We start from the raw sequence: 18,386 nt of genomic DNA on the forward strand, positions 1-18,386 counted from the left end.
GGAGGCCCCATGTCCCCGAAGCTCAGCGTCGTCGTGCCGTTCTGCAACACCGAGGAGTTCTTGCGGGAGTGCCTGGAGTCGCTGGCCGGTCAGACGCTGCGCGACCTTGAGGTGATCATGGTGGACGACGGGTCCACCGACAACGGCGCCGTGATCGCCAAGGAGATGTGCGGCCGGGACCCGCGGTTCCGGCTGGTGACGCGGGACAACGAGGGGCCCGGACCCGCCCGCAACGCGGGGGTGCGGCAGGCGCGCGGCGAGTACCTGGCGTTCGCGGACGCCGACGACCTGGTGGAGCGTGAGGCCTACGCGCGGCTGGTCGGGTCGCTGGAGCGGACGGGGTCCGACATCGCGTCCGGGAACGTCCTGCGGATGGACGAAGACCGGAAATGGCAGTCGCCCTTGCACGACGGCGTGTTCACGGAGCCCTGTTCCAAGACGCATGTGTCGTCCAAGCCGGTGCTCATGCGTGACAGGACGCCGTGGAACAAGGTGTACCGGCGTGAGTTCTGGGAGCGGGAGGGCCTGGAGTTCCCTAAAGGTTTCTACGAGGACCCGCCTGTGACCGTGCGCGCCCATGCGCTGGCCCGTTCTGTGGACGTGCTGAGTGAGACGGTCTACTTCTGGCGCAAGCGGCCGGGGTCCATCACTGAAGACCGCTACGACTGGGACAACATCACCCAGCGTCTGGCGTCCGCGCGTGTACTGCGAGACGGGATGGCCGAGTACGCGCCCCAGCTCCTGAACGCGTATGACGAGCACGCGCTGGTCGGAATCGAGCTTCGCACCCTCTTTGAGGCTCTGCCCAGGACGCATGACGTGCGTCGCGAGGAACTCGCCGCGATCGGCGCGGAACTGGCACAGCGGATAAGCCCGCGCTTGCTGAAGAAGCTCCCCGCGATGACGCGCCTTCAGCTGTATCTGCTGTGCCGGCGGATGCTGCCGGAGTTGCTGGAGGTGCTGCGCTTCGTCCGTCTCCGGAAGGCGGCGGACGCGCCTCGGGTGCGGCGGGGACTGCGGCCCCGGTGGTACGCGGAGTATCCGTTCTTCGAGGACGAGGAGCGAGCCGTCCCGCAGCACCTGTACGACGTGACCGACGAGCTGACGCCGGTCGCGGCGATCGACCGGGCCGACTGGGTGGACGGGCGGCTCCGCATCGAGGGGCACGCCTACATCCGGCATCTGGACTCCTCGACCGAGGACGGCTCCCGCATCCGGGTGTGGCTGGTGGCGTCGAACCGGCGCGGGCTCGTGCGGGTGCCCGTCACCCGGGTCCGGAGGCCGGACGTGACCGCGCGGTCGCGGCAGTCGACGGTCTCCTACGACTGGTCCGGGTTCGTCGCGGACATCGACCCGTCGTCGCTGAAGATGTTCGGGCGCTGGCGGGACGTCGACTGGGTGCCGTGCGCGGAGGTCGTCAACCGGGGGCTGCGGCGGCGGGCCACGTTCGCGAACCCGCGGCTCACCGGGCGGCAATGGCCGGACGACCGGGAATGCGCGCCGGGAGTGCTCGTCCAGGGCGTCGCGACCAGGAACCGGTTCGTGGTGCAGGTGCGGCGGACGGCTGCGGCCGTCGTCGGAGGCCACCTGGAGGGCGGCGAGCTGTGGCTCGACGGCTGGAGCCGCGCCCCCCTCGGGGACGAGCCACGCATCATCGCCGTGCCGAAGGCGGGACGGGCCACGGTGGCCGGGCCGGTCGAACCGGTAGGGGACGACGCGTTCCGTGCCAGGCTCCCGGTCGCCGGGCTGGCCGGGCGCCCAGGCGACTGGGAGATCACCCTGCCGGGCGGGGTCAAGCCGTACCTGGACGAGGGCCCGGCCGGCATCGCGTTCCCGATTCCGGGCGGGGAGGTGGAACTCGCCAGGACGCGGCGCAGCACGCTGCGGATCGTCGTGCGCGGACGGGTCCTGGCCGTGGACCAGGTGTCGTGGTCACCCGACGGTGCTCTTCACCTGGCGGGGACGTACACGGGCCAGGCGGGACGGCCCGACACGCTGGTGCTCCGGCGGCGACGGTCGTGCGAGGAGCACACGGTCGTCCTGCGCTGGGAAGGTCACCGGTTCACGGCGTCGTTCTCCCCGGCACGCATGCCCGTGCTCGGTTTGTCGCGTCCGCTCGTCGCCGGCCGGTGGGACGTCCTTGTCGCCCTCGGCGGGAAAGAACAACCGGTCGTCGTCAGGCGGCACACCCTGCGTGAGTTGCCGGAACCGTTCGAAGCGGGTCTGCACAGGATCACGGTCCGCGCCCACAAGACCGACCAGCTGCAGTTGCGCATTGAGACGGCACTGGACGACGACGAACGCGGGGCCTACGCGCAGAGCCGCATACGGTCCGGGCATTACCGCCGCCACCTGAACCTGCCCGTCCGGGAACTCGCCGTGTTCGACGCCTACAGGGGCCGCCAGTACTCGTGCAACCCGCGCGGCATCTACGACGAGCTTCGGCGGCGCGGAACCGACATCGAATGTGTGTGGGTCACCGAGAACGGCCAGTTCGGCAAGCCCACGGGCGCCCGGACCGTCCTGGCCGGTACGCGGGAGCACTACGAGGCACTGGCCCGCGCGCGCTACGTCTTCGGGAACTGGTCACAGAAGGACTGGTTCGCCAAGCGGGACGACCAGACGTACGTGCAGTGCTGGCATGGGACGCCGTTGAAGAAACTCGGATACGACGTCAAAACGATGCCGTACAAGCGCACCGAGGGCGTCGACTGGATGGAGTACGACGTCCCCCATTGGGATCTGCTTCTCGCCCAGAACGCGTTCTCCGTGCCGCTGTTCCGGCGTGCGTTCCGCTATGACGGGCCCGTTTTCGAAAGCGGCTATCCGCGCAACGACGTCCTGAACAGCCCGCACCGGGGGGAGATCGCGTCGGTGGTGCGGCGGCGGCTCGGCATCCCGGAAGGCAAGCGGGTCGTCCTGTACGCGCCGACGTGGCGGGACGACTTCCACCACGCGGTCGGCAAGCGCGCGTTCCGCCTCGAATTCGACATCGACCGGTTCAGGGCGGCCCTGGGGGACGACCACGTCCTCCTCCTGCGCACCCACTATCTCGTCACCGACCGCCCGAAGCTCCGGCCGGGCGACTGCGTGATGGACGTGTCCGTCTACCCCGACATCTCCGAACTGTTCCTCATCAGCGACGTGCTCGTCACGGACTACTCGTCGTCCATGTTCGACTTCGCCGTCACCGGCCGCCCGATGGTGTTCTTCACCTACGACCTGGAGCGTTACCGCGACCATGTGCGCGGTTTCTACTTCGACTTCGACGCGGAGGCTCCGGGGCCGCTGCTGAGCACCTCGCAGGAGGTCGTCGACGCCCTGCGCGAGCCGAACGGGCTCGACGCCGGTTTCCGGGACGCCCGCGCAGCGTTCGCCGCCCGGTACTGCCCGCACGACGACGGCCACGCCGCCTCCCGTGTGCTCGACCGGGTCCTCCAGCCCGCCATCTGAAAACCCCACCACGGAGCCGCTCGTGTCACCCCAGATAAGCATCGTCGTCCCCTTCCACAACGCCGAGGACCACCTCGCCGGCTGCCTGGAGTCGCTCGCCGGGCAGACCATGCGCGGCCTGGAGGTGCTCATGGTGGACGACGGGTCGAGCGACGGCGGCGCGGCCGTCGCCGAGGAGTTCGCCGAACGAGACGACCGTTTCACGCTGCTCCGGCCGTCCGGCGGCATGTCGGCCGGGGACACCGGCGTCGGGCAGGCGAAGGGCCGGTACCTCGCCTTCGTCGATGGCAAGGACGCCCTGCCTCCGTACGCCTACGAACTGATGGTCGGCACGCTGGAGTCGACCGGATCCGACCTCGTCGGCGGAAACGTCATGTGCCTGGACGGCACACAGGCACGGCAGTCCCCGCTGCACAGCGTCCCCTACGCGACGACGCTGAAGTCGACGGACGTGACCCGTCACCCTGCCCTCCTGCAAGACAGGATGGTGTACAACAAGGTGTTCCGGCGCGCGTTCTGGGACACCTACCGCTTCAAGGTCCCGACGACCCGTGACCTGCTCACGGCCATGCAGACACAGATCCTGGCCTCCGCCATGGACGTGCTCAACACGACCGTCTACTTCTGGCGCGAGCGTCCGGGGACGGCCACACGGATCCGTCACGAGGCCGCGGACGTCACCGAACGGATGGCGACCCATGCGACAGTGCGGGAATTCATCGAAGACCATGCACCGGAGCTTCTGGCCGTCCACGACATGTACGCACTGGACCTCGACGTCCGCGCGCTGATGCTCGCCCTGCCCGGAGCCACCGGGCAGGAGCGGGAACGCCTCGTCGAGCTGGGTGCCGAGGTCGTCGCCGCGGCGGACCGTTCCGCCGCCGAACGGCTGGTGTCGATCAGGCGGCTGGAGACGTACCTGCTCGGCGAGCGGATGCTTCCGGAACTGCTGGAGGTACTCCGCTTCGAAGAGGAGGAGGGGCTGCAGGACGTCCCGCTCGTGCAGCGGGGCCGCCTCCGCCAGCGCTGGTACGCCCGCTACCCCTTCTTCGACGATGTGGACCGCGCCATCCCCGAGGACCTGTACGACGTCACCGACGAACTGCTCCTGTGGGCGGACGTCGACCGTGTGGAATGGGACGTCGACACACTCATCGTCGAAGGCCACGCACACTTCGACCGGCTCGACGTGTCCTCGGTGACGGATTCCCGCATTCGCGTCTGGATGCGCGACGTCAGGACCGGCAAGGAGATCAGGCTGCCGGTGGAACGGATCCGCTGCACGGACGCCACGGCCGCGTCCGACCAGTCGCTGGTCTCCTACGACTGGTCCGGGTTCTCCGTCCGCGTGGAGCCCGAATACCTGCTGGACGGCGACGAGTGGCGGACGGCCACCTACGAGCTGTTCGCCGAAGTGTCGACGGCGGGACGCAAGGCCGTCCAGCGGCTCATAGCGATGGCCCCGGCCGTGCGGTGGACGGCGGCCCGGCAGGTGGACGAGCACGTGGCCGTTCAACCGGCGGCGGGCGACGACGACGTGTTCGTCGTCCACGTCAAGCGGGCCAAGGCCATCGTCACCGGGATCCGGCTCGATGGCGACCATCTGGAGCTGACCGGCTGGACGAGGCGGGCCCTGGGCGTAGGGGCGGCCATGATCGCGGCACGCCGGCACGGGGGCGCGGAGGTCCGCGGCGAGGTGACGCTACGCCAGTCGGCCGTGCTCCGCATGGCGGAGGGCACCGGGTTCGACTTCAAGGCGAGACTGCCCTTGGGGGACGGGGTGGCCTGCTCCTCCTCGTCCTGCCGCCCCTCTTGCGCGCACCTGCTGGACGCCATCGACTGGGACATCAGGCTGACCGGCGAGGGCGGGCCGCTGAGGCTGACCGTCGCGAGCAACGTCCCCGCCGTCCGGTACGCCCTGCCGACGTGCACAGGGGCGGCTTGCACAGGGGCCGGCCGGGAGTTCGCCCTCACCCGCACGGCGTTCGGCAACCTGCGCGGTGTCGAGCGCAGCTTCCGGCCGGTCGTGACGGCGGCCGAGTGGGACGAGAACGGGCTCCTCACCCTGAGCGGTGACTTCGCAGACCCCGAGGAACGCCCCGGCCACTTCATCCTGCGGCGGTTCCGGTCGGGCGACCACCATCGCGTCCCCGTCACGTGGGAGGGGTGCCGGTTCACCGCCTCGTTCACGCCCGCGACGATGGCCGTGTTCGGGACGGACCTGCCGCTGCCCAGCGGAACGTGGGAGCTGCTGGCGCGCGCGCGTTCCGAAGAGGTGGCCGTTGTCGTCGAACGTGAGGCGATCCCGGACCTGACCGGCCGGCGGCACGTGGGCACGCACGAATTCGAGGTCGACGTACACCAGACGGACGCGTTCCTGCTCCACAGCCGTACCGCCCTCGGCGACGACGAGCGCGGCGGGCACGCGCAACTGCTCCTCCAACAGCGCGACTACCCCGTCTACCTGCGGAGCCCCCTCGCGGACGTCGCCGTGTTCGACAGTCACGAGGGGACCCAGTACAGCTGCAACCCGAGGGCCGTCTACGAGGAACTGACCCGGCGCAAGCCGAACCTGGAATGCGTGTGGGTCTCCCGGGACGGACAGTTCGCGGTCGAAGGGAAGGCCCGAACCGTCCTGGCGGGAAGCCGCGAGCACTACCGCGTCCTCGCGCGCGCCCGCTACGTGGTCACCAACGTCGGGCTGCCGTCCTGGTACGCCAAGCGCGAAGGCCAGACGTACGTCCAGACCTGGCACGGCACACCGCTGAAGCGTCTCGCCCACGACCTCGGCGACATGCCGTACCAGCGCACATCACTCGACCGGACGGAACGGGAGGTGTCGCGGTGGGACCTGCTGCTGTCCCCGAGCCCGTTCGCCACCCAAGTCATGCGCCGAGCCTTCGGGTACGAGGGGGAGGTCCTGGAGACGGGCTACCCGCGCAACGACATCCTCAGCACACCCGAGTGGGAGAGCATCGGGTCCCGCATCCGCAAGCGCCTGGGGATTCCCGACGGCAAGAAGGTGGTCCTCTACGCGCCCACGTGGCGGGACGACCGGCACCAAGCACCCGGCAGCCACGGGTTCTCCCTGGAGCTGGACGTGGAGACCCTGCGCCGAGCCCTTGGCGACGACCACGTCCTGCTTCTGCGGCCGCATCCCCTCATCACCGACCGGGACCGTCCCTCGGCGAGTGACTCCATGACGGGCGACTTCGTCATCGACGTGTCCCGGTATCCGGACATCGCCGAGCTGTACATGGCGGCGGACGTACTCGTCACCGACTACTCGTCCGCCATGTTCGACTACGCGATCCTGGGCAGGCCGATCGTCCTCTTCACCTACGACCTGGAGCGCTACCGCGACCACGTGCGCGGCTTCTACTTCGACCTGGAGGCCGAGGCGCCGGGGCCGGTCGTGACGACGTCCGCGGACGTCGCCGAAGCGGTCAGGCAGGCGCCCGACACCGAGGACCGCTACGCGGACGACTACGACGGCTTCTTCGTGAAGTACTGCCCGCACGACGACGGCCAGGCGTCGGCCAGGGCCGTCGACCACATCTTCGGGAAGTGATGATCGCCGGTCGCCCGTACCGCGGGTCAGCCGGGGCGGCGGGCGCGCGCGAACAGCCAGGCGCCGGGCCATGAGCACAGCGGCAGGCGGCGCTCCAGCACGGCGGTCAGGCGCAGCGCCTCGTTGGTGAGGGGGTGCAGCGGGGCCAGGTCCTCACGGCGCGCCGTCCGGTGCCTGAGGCGGCGCAGGAACGGCCGGAGGAGGACGCCCCTGCTCCACACCCGCTCCAGCACCAGCCCGGCGCCCTCGACGAGCTCGGCGAGCGTGCGGCGCGTGTAGCGGCGGACGCGCCCGAGCGCCACGTCATGTGCCGACCACAGGGCCATGTCGCACGGGACGGACACCAGCGCCGTCCCGCCCGGCTTCAGCACCCGCGTGATCTCCGCCGCCGCCCGCGCGTCGTCCTCGATGTGCTCCAGGACGTCCAGGGCCAGCGCGAGGTCGTAATGGCACGGGGGAAGCGGCAGATAGCGCGCGTCGCCTTCGTACGCCTCGACGCCGTGCGCGCGCGCCAGCGCCACGGCGTCCGGGCTCAGGTCGATCGCGGTGGCCTGCCAGCCGTGCTCGGCCAGCACCCGCGAACCGGTACCGACGGCGGCCCCGATGTCGACCGCCGTCCCCGGCACGCTGAACCGCAGCAGTTCCGCGGACAGGATCTCGCGGCGCTCGCGGTACCACCAGTTGTCGTTCTCGATCCGCGTGATCCGCTGGAGCTCGATGGTGTCCACGGGACAAGCCGAAGGCATGGGCGGCGGCCCGTTCCACCGACGTCGCCGTCCGGCGACGGATCGTTGACCGGTGTTTGACCCCCGGCCGGACGTCAGCGCTTCTTCTTCTTGCGGCGGCGCCGGGTGAGGAAGCGGAACACCAGCAGCAGCACGACAAGACCGCCGGCGGCCGGGACGGCCCGCTTGGCGACCGACGGGCCCGCGACCTCCAGCAGGTCGATCGCGTCGTCCTCCCGCGCGACCCGCAGCGGCCGCTCCCGCTTCTCCGCCGGCGCGGCGGCGCGCTCGGGGGCGGTGCTCTCCGGGGCGGCGGTGCTGTCAGGGGCGGCGGTGCTCTCGGGCGCGACGGGGCTCTCCGGCGCGGTGGCCGAGGCGGGTTCGGCGACCTCCGCGGTGGCCGGGCCGGGCTTGTCGGCGGGCTCCGGCTTCGCCGCCTCGGCAGGGCTCCCGGCGGCCGCGGCCGACGGGCTCGTGCCGGACGACTCCAGCTCCTCCTCCAGCGACTTGGCGAACCGGGAAATGATCTTAGAGCCGACCTCGGACAGGATGTTGCGCCCGAACTGCGCGGGCCGCCCCGTCACGTTCAGCTTGGTGTGCACGGTCACACGGGTCGTGTCACCCTCCTCGTGCAGCTTCGCCTGGACGGTCGCCGACGCCGTCCCCGAGCCGCGGGCCTCCTTCGCGGACGCCTCCATCGTCACGGTGCGGGACGACTCGTCGGCCGACACGATGCGCGCGGAGCCGCGGTAGGTGATGGTCATCGCGCCGACCTTCACCTTCATCCGGCCCTTGAACTCCTCGCCCTCGACCGAGTCCAGGGTCGCGCCGGGCATGCACGTCGCGACGCGCTCCACATCGAGCAGCACCGACCAGGCCTGATCCACCGGTACGGGGACGGTGAAATCGTGGTCGAGTTCCATGATCAAATGTCCTTATCGTCCGGAGACCTTGTCCGCGACCATACGGCGGACGCCCATCACGTCGCCAGTGGGGCCGATCACCCGGCCCGGAACCGGGGATCGTACCCCGGCCGGTGCCAGGCCGTGTCCCCGGCGGTTCCCGCCGGTACCCGGCCGGTACCCCACCACGGGTCGGCCATGCGGCCGGATCCCCGCAGCCCGGGGATCCGGCCGCACGGCCGTCAGCGCGCAGCCCGGTCAGGCACCGGCGGCGGCCTTCAGCGCCCGCGCGGTCAGCACCGTCGCCAGATGGGTCCGGTACTCGGACGTACCGTGCAGGTCGGTGGGCGGCTCGGTGCCCGCTGCGGCCTGCGCCGCGGCGGTCCTGAACGAGTCGTCCGACGCGGACTGGCCCCTGACCGCGATCTCCACCGCGTCGGCCCTCACCGGGGCCGGACCCATGTTGGTCAGCGCGATGCGCGCCTCCTCGATCCCGTCACCGTTGCGGCGGACGGCGCACGCGACCCCGACGATCGCCCACGCCTGGGCCGTCCGGTGGAACTTCTCGTAATGCACCCCCCAGCCGGACCCCAGCTTCGGTACGCGGATGCCCACGAGCAGCTCGTCCGGCTCCATCGCCGACGTCATCCAGTCGACGAAGAACTCCGACGCGGGGATCTCCCGTTCGCCGCGCACGGACCGGACGAGGAACACCGCGTCCAGCGCCAGCGCGACGGCCGGCAGGTCGCCCGCCGGGTCCGCGTGCGCCAGCGACCCGCCGAACGTGCCGCGATGCCGGACGGCCGGGTCGGCGACCGTCTCCGCCGCCACCGCGATCAGCGGCACGTGCTCGCGGACCAGCGGATCACGGATCACCTGGTGGTGCGTCGCCATCGAGCCGATCACCAGCGAGCCGCCCTCGTCGCGGATCTCCCTGAGCGCGTCGACCCGGCCGAGGTCGATCAGCGAGTCCGGGTAGGCGAGCCGCATCCGCAGCAGCGGCATCAGGCTCTGCCCGCCGGCGAGCACCTTGGCGTCCTCGCCCGCGTCGGACAGCGCCCGGACGGCGTCGTCCACCGAGGCGGGACGCGTGTAGTCGAACGTCGCGGGGATCACTGTGCACCTCCGGCCGAGCCGAGTCCGCCGCCCGCACCGGGTTCGGCGGCCCGCGGTTTCGATTCCGCGCGCAGCGCGCGCCAGACGCGTTCGGGCGTGCACGGCATCGGCACGTCCTGCACGCCGTGCGGGCGCAGCGCGTCCACGATCGAGTTGACGACCGCGGGTGTCGAGGCGATCGTGCCCGCCTCGCCGACGCCCTTCACGCCCATCGGGTTGGACGTCGCCGGCGTCTCCGTGCGGTCGGTCGTGAACGTGGGAAGGTCCGCGGCCGACGGGACCAGGTAGTCGGCCATCGTGGTCGTGGTCAGGTTGCCTTCCGCGTCGTACACGGCCTCCTCGTAGAGGGCCTGCGCGATGCCCTGCGCGATGCCGCCGTGCACCTGCCCCTCCACGATGAGCGGGTTCACGACGTTCCCGACGTCGTCCACCGCCACGTACTTGCGGAGCTTCACCATCCCCGTCTCGGTGTCGACCTCTGCGGCGCACAGGTGCGTGCCGTGCGGGAAGGAGAAGTTGTCCGGGTCGAACGTGGCGTCGGAGTCCAGCGACGGCTCGATGCCGTCGGGCAGGTCGTGCGCGGCGAACGCGGCAAGCGCGACCTCCTGAAGCGTCTTGCCCTCCTCCTGGACGCCGCGGACGCTGAACCGTCCGCCGCTGAAGTCGAGGTCCTGTTCGGACGCCTCCAGCAGGTGCGCCGCGACCTTGCGGGCCTTGTCGACCACCTTTTCGCATGCCGAATAGAGCGCGACCCCGCCCACGGCCAGTGAACGCGAACCGTACGTGTCCATGCCCTTGTGCGAGATGGCCGTGTCGCCGTGCAGGACCTTCACGTCCTCGAACGGCACACCGAGCCGGTCGGCGGTGATCTGCGCCCACGCCGTCGCATGGCCCTGACCATGCGGGGACGAACCGGTGACCACTTCCACCTTGCCGGACGGCAACATGCGCACCGACGCGTACTCCCAGCCGCCAGCGCCGTAGGCCAGCGAGCCCAGAACACGGGACGGCGCGAGACCGCACATCTCGGTGAACGTGGACACCCCGATGCCCAGCTGCACCGGATCCTGCCGATCACGGCGGTCTGCCTGCTCGGCGCGCAGCTTGTCGTACTCGAAAAGCTCCAGCGCCTTGTCCGTCGCCGCCTCGTAGTTGCCCGAGTCGTACGTGAGGCCCGCGATCGTCTCGTACGGGAACTCCTCGTGCGCGATCCAGTTGCGGCGCCGCACCTCAATGGGGTCGACGTCCAGTTCGGCGGCGAGTTCGTCCATCATCCGCTCGATCGCGAACGTGGCCTCCGGCCGGCCCGCGCCCCGGTAGGCGTCCGTGGGCGTCTTCGTCGTGAAGACCCCCGTGCACGTGAACGACAAGGCGTCCATCTTGTAGATGCCGTTGAACATGAACGCGCCTAGCAGCGGGATGCCCGGAGTGACGAGCATGAGGTACGCGCCCATGTCGGCCAGCAGATCCACCTTCAGGCCGCGGATCCGTCCGTCCCGTTCTGCGGCGAGCGTGAGCCGCTGTATCTGGTCGCGTCCGTGGTGGACGGTCATGTTGCCTTCGCTGCGCGACTCCGTCCACTTGACGGGACGGCCGAGCCTGCGGGCGAGCAGCAGCGCGATGACCTCCTCCCCGTACACCTGCAGTTTCGAGCCGAAGCCGCCGCCGACGTCCGGTGCGACGACCCGGATGTGGTGCTCGGGGATCCCGGTGACGGTTGCCAGCATCAGCCGCAGGATGTGCGGGATCTGGGTGGCCGAGTACAACGTGAAGTCGTCCCCATCCGGGACGCACAGAACCGACCGCGGCTCCATCGCCGTTGGGATGAGCCTCTGCTGGACGTACTTGCGCTCGATGACGACCGGGGCGTCCCGCATCGCGGCGTCCAGATCCCCGTTCTCGAACACCCACGTGTAGGACTTGTTCGTCCCCAGGTCTTCGTGGACGAGGTCGGCGCCTCCCGCTATGGCCGCCTCCATGTTCACGACCGCGGGCAGCGGCTCGTAGTCGATGTCGATCTCTTCCAGGGCGTCGACGGCCGCGTACTTGTCGCGGGCCACCACGCACGCCACCGGCTCACCGACGTACCGGACCTCGTTCACCGCCATCGGCGGATGGTCCGGATGCTTCATGTCGTCCGTGACGACCCACGCGCACGGCAGCGACCCCTGCTCGTCGGCCAGATCCTCGCCGCTGAACACGGCGACCACCCCGGGGCTGTTCTTCGCCTGGGACGTGTCGACGCGGGAGATCCGCGCGTGCGCGTACGGGCTGCGCAGATACGCCACGTGCAGCGTCCCCGCCGGCGTCATGTTGTCGGTCCACTTCGTCCGGCCGGTGATGAGCCGGGCGTCCTCGGACCGCTTGCGCGGGGAGCCGACCTCCCGCGTGGTCACGGCGTCGCCCTCCTGAACGGTCACGGCGTCACCTCCTGCCCCGCGGGGTCGCGCATCTCGCTCGCGGCACGCCGGACGGCCTTGACGATGTTCTGGTAGCCCGTGCACCGGCACAGGTTCCCCTCCAGCCCGTCCCGGACCTCTTCCTCGGACGGGTCGGCGTTCTCCCGCAGCAGATCGAGAGACGCCATGATCATGCCGGGCGTGCAGTAACCGCACTGGAGCGCGTGCTCCTCGTGAAAGGCGCGCTGCATCGGATGCACCCGAGCGGAGCTCGTCGTTTGAATGGTGGTGGGCGGGGGCTGGAGGACGGTGGTGCCGTCGATGCCCAGGCCCTCGACGGTCGTCACGTCACTGCCGTCCGCCTGGACGGCGAGCACGGAGCAGCTCTTCACGCTCATCCCGTCCATCAGGACGGTGCAGGCTCCGCAGTTGCTGGTGTCGCACCCTACGGGGGTGCCGACCTTCCCCAGCCGTTCGCGCAGATAGTGAACCAGAAGCAGGCGCGGTTCGACGTCGTCTTCATACGTCGCGCCGTCGACTTCGACTCGGATACGTGGCATGCGTTTCTCCCAGGGACGTCTCGGGATGGACTCGAGAAAGACGTTCCCCGGGTGGGGCTCGCTGGTCCGGCCACGTCATCGGGGCCCCCTCCGTGGAAGGCGACCATACGAACCTATGCCGCGGTTGAATCCCGTACTAGCCCCCGACGTCGGTTGTTTACCGACGGCTGAGCGAACGATGGTCACCAGGGCACGCGAAGCAGAACCCGCCTGGTCTCGGGCCCGACGATGCCGTCGCCGGCGACACCGTCCCACCGCCGTGCCGCCTGCCCCCACGGGTCGATACCGGGCAGGCGATGAGCGGGGATTCCGGGGTAGGGGGCGCGTATGTTCTTCTTTTTCTCTTCTCGCCTGGGATGTCTGGGGTCGCTGGTCGTGACCCTCGTCCTCACCTGGATCGCGTATCTGATCCTCAGCCGCTGAGGTCGCAGGCGTCGCGGATCTTCTCGGCGGCCTCCGCGAAACGGAGGGTCTCCTCGTCCGACATCGGGTGCTCGCCACCGGAGGCGACGTCCTTGCCGCCCGACGCGATGACCGTGTCGACATGTTCGGCGAGATCGTCGTCCTTCAGGGTCGGGCGGACCTTGCGCAGTGCGGCGAGAACCTGCTCCGCGTTCGGGTCCGCCGTCTCCGAGAGGGCCGACGCGATCCTCGCGCAGTCGGCCTTCTGATCCTCGGCGCTGTTCGAGCAGCCCGACAGGACGAGGCAGAGCACCAGCGACAGGCAGAGACCCGGCAAGGCATATGCGCGTTTCACGCCGACGATGGTGCCATGCGCCGCCGTCGGCGCGACCGTCAACGGCGGGGGTTGAGGGCCTGGGTGTGGAGGGTCTTGCCGTCCAGGTCCCTGAGGCGGACGGTCAGGGTCGCGGTGTCCGCGTCGATCTCGACCTCACCGAAGAACTGGAAGCCCTCGGCGGGGGACGTGTTCGCGTGCGGCGGCGCCTGGACGAACTTGGGCGTGGCCCCGAACGTCCCGTCGAGCTTGCCGGGCCCGAAGCCACCCGCGTTGAGGGGACCCGAGACGAACTCCCAGAAGGGGTCGAAGTCGGAGAAGGCGGCCTTCGAGGGGTCGTAGTAGTGGGCGGCCGTGTAGTGGACGTCGGCCGTGAGCCAGACCATGTTCCGGACACGGTGACGCTTGGCGTAGGAGAGCAGGTCCGCGATCTCGTGTTCGCGGCCCAGCGGGACGCCGTCGTCGCCCTGGGCGGCGCCTTCCTGGGCGGTGCCGTCGGGGACGATCAGGCCGATGGGCAGATCGGCCGCGATGACCTTCCAGGTGGCGTTCGAGCGGCGAAGCTCGTGCTTGAGCCACGCCGACTGTTCGGCGCCCAGGAGACCCTCCCGCTGGGACGGGGAGGTGTTGGCGTCGTTCGCGTTCTTGTAGGACCGCATGTCGAGCATGAAGACGTCCAGCAGCGGCCCATACGAGATCTTCCGGTAGAGGCGGCCGGGGCGCGCCGTTCTGACCGGGGTGTACTCGAACATCGCCCTGCGGGCGCGGGCGGCCAGAACGTCCACACGCTTCTCGGTGTACTGGGGAAGGTCGAGGATTTCGCCCGGATACCAGTTGTTGACGGTTTCGTGGTCGTCCCACTGGTAGAGCATCGGGACGTGGGCGTTGAACGCCCGCAGATTGGCGTCCTCCAGGTTGTAGCGGAACTGGCCCCGGTATTCGGCGACGGTCTGCGCGACGGCCGACTTCTCGGGCGTGACGATGTTGCGCCACGTGCGGCCGTCCGGGAGCCGCACCGTCTCGCTGAGGGGACCGTCGGAGTAGACGAGGTCGCCGCTGCACAGGAAGAAGTCGGGATCGACCGCGCCCATCGCCTTGAAGATGCGGTAGCCGCCGAGCTCCGGGTTGATGCCCCAGCCCTGGCCCGCGAGGTCGCCCGACCAGACGAACCGGATGCCGCGACCGTGGCGGGGCCCTGCGTGGTGCCCCGGCGCGGTCCGGATGCGGCCCGCGACCGGTTCCGAGACGTCCGAGTGGCGGTCGAGACCCGCCAGCCGGACGCGGTAGTGCAGCTCCTCACCGGACGGGAGGCCGCGCAGGAACGTCTTGCCGGTCAGGTCCGTGTCCGGGGTGAGGACGGGCCCGCGGACCGTGTGGGCGTGCCGGAAGTCCGGGCGGCGGCTCACCTCCACCAGCATCCGGGCGGGACGGTCGGAACGCGCCCACACCACGGCCTCACGGGCGGTCACATCACCGCTCTGCACGCCGTGCGTCAGGCGCGGGCGGCCCCGCCCGAGCAGCGCCGGCCCCGGCCCGGGAGCGCGGGCGGACGCCGACCCGCCCCCGGTGAGCAGGGCGAGCGCCGCCCCGCCGGTCGTGGCGAGGCCACCGCGCAGCACGCTTCGACGGTCCATGGCGGAACTCCGTTCCCTTGATCCATTTCCGTGCCGAATGCTCTCGGGGCCGGGCGGACTCCGGGTGGCATCCCGGTGTTCAACTTGACAACCGTTGGTTACCGAGTGTCTTCTTATATGCGTGTCAGCGCGAGTCTTTCTCGACAGCCCCGTGGCCTTGGGCCGCGTGGCCAGCGCGCTGTGTCCTTCGTGTTGTCGCTGATTCCCGACTCTTTCCAGCCGACACACGTACACGAAGGACCTTTCCGTGGTTCCCGATCTCACCATGCGTGGCCAGGACGATCCGCACGGCCGCGCCGTCACCGCCCGTCCTCCCACGGTGGGGCAGCTCGCCGGCCGTGTCCGCGACCTCGCCGGCCGGCCCGGCGAGTGGTGGTGGCTCGTCGGCTTCGACGCCGAACGCCCGGTGCACGTCCGGCTCGACGACCGGGTGTGGCTCACCACATGGCCGCCCGGCCACGGCGGCACGATTCACGGGCAGGTCAGCACGCTGATCGCCGGTGAGCTGGCGGAGGTGACGATCACGCCGGACGGCGTCACCGAACGTCCGCTGCGCGCCAACCGGGTGCGGGTGCACGGGGGACGGCGCGCACTGACGAACCCGGGTCCGGCGTTCGCCGTCAGCCTGCACGCAGGCGCGGCGGCTCCCTCGGAAGCCACGCCCCCAAACGGACGCCAGCCCCTCTGACGCCAGCCGCTCGGATGGCGCGCTCCCGGGCGTCCCGGCTCCCGGCCCGTGTGGCGCGTCAGGTCTCGGACAGGTACGGGGACGCCGCCTCGCGGCCGATGAGGGGAAGCAGCACGAAATAGGTGAGGGACGGCAGCAGCGAAGGCAGTTCCTCCGCCTCGCCCGTCTCCATCTGGACGTGGATCGCGCTGTAGATGCCGCCGACGATCGCGTCCACCACGGCGACCGGGACGGAGGCCAGGGACGGGTCGGCGAAGAAGGCGCGGAACCGGGTGAGGTTGTCGATGCGCGCCTGCCGGACCCGCGGCCCCGCCGCGTTCACCTCCACCAGTGAGGCCCGCGCGAACCGCGGCTCGCGGGCCAGGGCGGCGAGCATGGTGCGCAGCGCCGCGTGGATCCCGTCCGGCCAGGTCGGCGCGGCCTCGTAGACCTCCGTCATGCGGGCGAGCAGGATGTCCATGCCGCGCTGGTAGGCGGCGAGGAAACACTCGTCCAGGTCCGTGAAGTGGGCGTAGAAGGTCTTCTTCGTGACCCCCGCGCCCTCGGTGACCCGGCTGATCGTGGTGTGGGCGAAGCCGCGTTCCGACACGACCTGGACGAACGCGTCGATGAGCCGCTCACGCTGGATGCCGGCGACGGTCTCGGGGGACAGGCCGTGCCGCCCCGGCTTGATCGCGCGGTCCGGGTCCAGCGCGGAACGGGAACCGGGCAGCACGTCCGTGCCGCTCGCCTCCGGCGTGCCGGGCTGACCTGACATCCGACCTCGCTCTGATCACCTGCCGTCGAGGTCAGATTACTTCCCGTCCGCTGCGCGCGGGGAGACCGGGTCAGCGCAGCTCGCGGCGGCGTGAGCGGGTCAGCACCCGGACGGTCCCGACCAGGCCGAGGCCGATCAGCACAACCGGGGCCAGCGTCGCGGGCGCCAGGACCCGCTCGTCGGACAGGCCGTCCGCCAGGAACAGGGCCGCGAGGACGAGGAAGAACAGCCCGGTGACGGGCCCGGCCGGATCGAACCGGCGCCGCCCGCGCCGCCCGGCGCCCTGCCCCTCAACGCCCTGTCGTTCAGGGTCCCGTCGCTCAGCCACGGCGCACGTCCACGTCTCCGATCTTCCCGCGTATCCGCAGGACGATCACCGGGGGGTTCTCGCCGGGTCTTCCCTCGGGCTCCATGACCTGGGTGCTCCTGACGTTCGGGCCGCTGGTCGTCTTGCTGCCGACGCGCAGGTCGCCCAGCGCGATCTTCGCGTCCACCATGACGCGCGCGGCGGGCGGCACCTTGACCTCGAGCCCGCCGAGCGTCACCTGGGCGTTGATCGTGACGCGCTGCCCGGCGGCGACGGGGAGGGCGGTGAGGTCGAGCGTCCCCTGCCCGACGCCGACCTTGTACTCCTGGCCGGTCTGGGCGGCGTCCATGGGACGCCATTCGACCTCCCCGTACTCGGCGTTGCGCGGCATCTCGCCCGCGACCGCCGTGGTCAGCATGGCGAGCGTCAGGACGGTGCCGGCGGTCGCGAGGCCCCGCGTCCGGAACCAGCCGCCGAGGACGAGGCCGAACCCGATGACCGCGAGCGCGGGGGCCATGACGATCAGCCAGGAGTCCGGGGCGGGATACGGCTGCGCGACCGGGATCATCGCCGCGCCCGCGGCCATGGCGGCCAGCAGCGTGATCGTCGCCGCGGGCGAGCGCCCGGCGGGGGAGCGCCCGCAGCCGTGCCGCTTCGCCGGTGCCGCCGCGGGTGGCGCGGTGTCGTCGTCCAGGCGCGCGTCGTCCAAGAGCGCGTCGGCCTGCGCGGCCGAGTGCGCGGCGCTGTAGGCGGCGAGGTCGACCATGCCCTCGGGCAGGCCGCCGCCGCGCGTTCGAGGCGGGGCATCGGTGTGCGTGTCCTTGTACAGGGAGACGCTGCCGACGGTGGCGTTCGCGGAACGCGTCCACTCCGCGGAAGGCTCCGGCGGATGCCCGGACAGCCGCTCCGGGACGGACCGCGCGGCGGCCACCAGGTTCACGCCACGCGAGTGCGCGACGAGCAGCACCAGCCCGAACACCACCAGAGCCGCGATCGCGTCGGTGGGGACGCCGCCGAAAAGGCTGAACACGACGCCCGCGCACAGCAGCGCGCCGAGGATCGTCAGCACGGCCGCGCCGTCGAACCACCGCTTGAAGAACTGCTCCGCGAGCGACGACTCGCCAGGGCTTCCTGGCATCAGCAGCACAGCCGCGATGTAGAGGAAGATGCCCTGGCCGTGCGCGAGGACCAGAAGCCCGAACCCCACACGGAAGACGACGGGATCGATGCCGGTGTAGCGTCCGAGCCCGGTGCACACGCCGGCCAGGACGCGGCGTTCGGTGTCGCGCGCAAGCCGCTCGTAGCCGCCGGCGCCGCCTTTGTGTTCCGTGTGCCCAGCGTGCCCCGTGTCGTTCCCGGCGTCGTTCCTGACGCCGTTCCCGACGTCATGCTCCTCGCTCATGCTCACCATCGTGACGCGCCGCGTCCCGCACACGGTATCCGGGACGTCCCTGATCCGACCCTGAGGTAAGCCTGGGGTGAGGCCCTGATGCGGATCACGGCCGCGCGTGTGACGATCGATGACGTGGCAGAACCAT

13 protein-coding genes are annotated in these 18,386 nt (G+C 70.6%); 3 read left to right on the forward strand and 10 right to left on the reverse strand.

The genetic code is table 11. The features are described 5' to 3' along the window. The first annotated feature begins 9 nt into the window (after nucleotides 1-9). Together ACTWPP_RS15600 and ACTWPP_RS15605 are read left to right on the forward strand one after the other, a co-directional pair. Nucleotides 10-3,453: a bifunctional glycosyltransferase/CDP-glycerol:glycerophosphate glycerophosphotransferase gene (locus tag ACTWPP_RS15600; RefSeq protein ID WP_443104943.1), complete on the forward strand. Its 3,444-nt coding sequence runs from the start codon at nucleotides 10-12 to the stop codon at nucleotides 3,451-3,453. 22 nt (nucleotides 3,454-3,475) lie between these two features. Beyond that, a complete protein-coding gene (locus tag ACTWPP_RS15605) occupies nucleotides 3,476-7,024 on the forward strand; it encodes a bifunctional glycosyltransferase/CDP-glycerol:glycerophosphate glycerophosphotransferase (protein ID WP_443104944.1) in 3,549 nt (1,182 codons plus the stop codon). A 26-nt stretch (nucleotides 7,025-7,050) separates the two neighbouring features. On the opposite strand, the gene ACTWPP_RS15610 is transcribed toward ACTWPP_RS15605, so the two are convergent. The 7 genes from ACTWPP_RS15610 to ACTWPP_RS15640 all read right to left on the reverse strand — a co-directional run bounded on the left by ACTWPP_RS15610 (nucleotide 7,051) and on the right by ACTWPP_RS15640 (nucleotide 15,096). Further along, the gene (locus tag ACTWPP_RS15610; RefSeq protein WP_443104945.1) at nucleotides 7,051-7,752 is read right to left on the reverse strand and encodes a class I SAM-dependent methyltransferase; all 702 of its coding nucleotides are present in this window, start codon (nucleotides 7,750-7,752) and stop codon (nucleotides 7,051-7,053) included. 92 nt (nucleotides 7,753-7,844) lie between these two features. Continuing rightward, nucleotides 7,845-8,672 (reverse strand): SRPBCC domain-containing protein, encoded by an 828-nt coding sequence (locus ACTWPP_RS15615; RefSeq protein WP_443104946.1) that lies wholly within the window; start codon nucleotides 8,670-8,672, stop codon nucleotides 7,845-7,847. A 237-nt stretch (nucleotides 8,673-8,909) separates the two neighbouring features. Next, nucleotides 8,910-9,767: an FAD binding domain-containing protein gene (locus ACTWPP_RS15620; RefSeq protein ID WP_443104947.1), complete on the reverse strand. Its 858-nt coding sequence runs from the start codon at nucleotides 9,765-9,767 to the stop codon at nucleotides 8,910-8,912. Next, complete coding sequence (locus tag ACTWPP_RS15625; protein ID WP_443104948.1) at nucleotides 9,764-12,187, reverse strand: xanthine dehydrogenase family protein molybdopterin-binding subunit; 2,424 nt, start codon at nucleotides 12,185-12,187, stop codon at nucleotides 9,764-9,766. Before ACTWPP_RS15625 ends, ACTWPP_RS15620 begins: the two co-directional genes overlap by 4 nt. Continuing rightward, the gene (locus ACTWPP_RS15630; protein ID WP_443104949.1) at nucleotides 12,184-12,726 is read right to left on the reverse strand and encodes a (2Fe-2S)-binding protein; all 543 of its coding nucleotides are present in this window, start codon (nucleotides 12,724-12,726) and stop codon (nucleotides 12,184-12,186) included. The genes ACTWPP_RS15625 and ACTWPP_RS15630 overlap by 4 nt, the downstream gene beginning before the upstream one ends. Before the next feature lie 412 nt (nucleotides 12,727-13,138). Beyond that, nucleotides 13,139-13,483, reverse strand: a complete 345-nt coding sequence (locus ACTWPP_RS15635) for a hypothetical protein (protein ID WP_443104950.1) — start codon at nucleotides 13,481-13,483, stop codon at nucleotides 13,139-13,141. Between the two features lie 38 nt (nucleotides 13,484-13,521). Then, nucleotides 13,522-15,096: an alkaline phosphatase D family protein gene (locus ACTWPP_RS15640; RefSeq protein ID WP_443104951.1), complete on the reverse strand. Its 1,575-nt coding sequence runs from the start codon at nucleotides 15,094-15,096 to the stop codon at nucleotides 13,522-13,524. Nucleotides 15,097-15,343: 247 nt separating this feature from the next. Here ACTWPP_RS15640 and ACTWPP_RS15645 point away from each other — a divergent pair, with 247 nt between their 5' ends. Continuing rightward, nucleotides 15,344-15,784 (forward strand): cysteine dioxygenase, encoded by a 441-nt coding sequence (locus ACTWPP_RS15645; protein WP_443104952.1) that lies wholly within the window; start codon nucleotides 15,344-15,346, stop codon nucleotides 15,782-15,784. A 58-nt stretch (nucleotides 15,785-15,842) separates the two neighbouring features. On the opposite strand, the gene ACTWPP_RS15650 is transcribed toward ACTWPP_RS15645, so the two are convergent. The 3 genes from ACTWPP_RS15650 to ACTWPP_RS15660 form a co-directional block, all read right to left on the reverse strand. Further along, complete coding sequence (locus ACTWPP_RS15650; RefSeq protein ID WP_443104953.1) at nucleotides 15,843-16,541, reverse strand: TetR/AcrR family transcriptional regulator; 699 nt, start codon at nucleotides 16,539-16,541, stop codon at nucleotides 15,843-15,845. 70 nt (nucleotides 16,542-16,611) lie between these two features. Beyond that, complete coding sequence (locus ACTWPP_RS15655) at nucleotides 16,612-16,869, reverse strand: hypothetical protein (RefSeq protein WP_443104954.1); 258 nt, start codon at nucleotides 16,867-16,869, stop codon at nucleotides 16,612-16,614. Next, nucleotides 16,862-18,250, reverse strand: coding sequence for a PspC domain-containing protein (locus ACTWPP_RS15660; RefSeq protein ID WP_443104955.1), 1,389 nt, complete (start codon nucleotides 18,248-18,250; stop codon nucleotides 16,862-16,864). The genes ACTWPP_RS15655 and ACTWPP_RS15660 overlap by 8 nt, the downstream gene beginning before the upstream one ends. Between the last annotated feature and the right edge of the window lie 136 nt (nucleotides 18,251-18,386).

It is taken from the genome of Actinomadura sp. 3N407, from assembly GCF_052245875.1.
GTDB lineage: Bacteria > Actinomycetota > Actinomycetes > Streptosporangiales > Streptosporangiaceae > Spirillospora.

Coding starts and splice junctions, on each gene's coding strand:
- ACTWPP_RS15600 (WP_443104943.1), top strand. CDS start 10: ATGTCCCCGAAGCTCAGCGTCGTCGTGCCGTTCTGCAACACCGAGGAG.
- ACTWPP_RS15615 (WP_443104946.1), bottom strand. CDS start 8,672: ATGGAACTCGACCACGATTTCACCGTCCCCGTACCGGTGGATCAGGCC.
- ACTWPP_RS15630 (WP_443104949.1), bottom strand. CDS start 12,726: ATGCCACGTATCCGAGTCGAAGTCGACGGCGCGACGTATGAAGACGAC.
- ACTWPP_RS15640 (WP_443104951.1), bottom strand. CDS start 15,096: ATGGACCGTCGAAGCGTGCTGCGCGGTGGCCTCGCCACGACCGGCGGG.
- ACTWPP_RS15650 (WP_443104953.1), bottom strand. CDS start 16,541: ATGTCAGGTCAGCCCGGCACGCCGGAGGCGAGCGGCACGGACGTGCTG.
- ACTWPP_RS15660 (WP_443104955.1), bottom strand. CDS start 18,250: ATGAGCGAGGAGCATGACGTCGGGAACGGCGTCAGGAACGACGCCGGG.